The organism is Flavobacterium sp. FlaQc-30, from assembly GCF_044005885.1.
GTDB lineage: Bacteria > Bacteroidota > Bacteroidia > Flavobacteriales > Flavobacteriaceae > Flavobacterium.
The window spans coordinates 1-258 of sequence record NZ_JBIPCO010000049.1 but is presented as its reverse complement, the minus strand read 5'-3'; the positions used below and the strand labels follow the sequence as shown (position 1 = coordinate 258).

Below are 258 nucleotides of genomic sequence, written 5' to 3'. Positions count from 1 at the left end.
CTTCAGGAGGCAATGTAGTAAGTCCAGCGACTTTAGTGAGTACAGCTGCCGCTACAAGAACATTATACGGACAGACATCAAACGGCAGTTGTTCAAGTTTAACAAGAACGGCTGTTGTATTAACCATAAACGCTGCTCCTGCAGCACCGACAGCTCCAGTTAACGTAACGGTATGTGAGACAGGTTCATCGCAGACTCTAACGGCTACCGCTACAGTACCATCAGGATCAAGTATTGTTTGGTATGATGCAGCTTCAG

At 46.5% G+C, this 258-nt stretch carries 1 protein-coding gene; it reads right to left on the bottom strand.

Features of this window, described 5'->3' with window-relative positions; all coding sequences use genetic code 11:
• On the bottom strand, positions 1 to 258 hold a 258-nt coding region (locus ACHRV0_RS21685), incomplete at both ends, for a hypothetical protein (protein WP_395442528.1).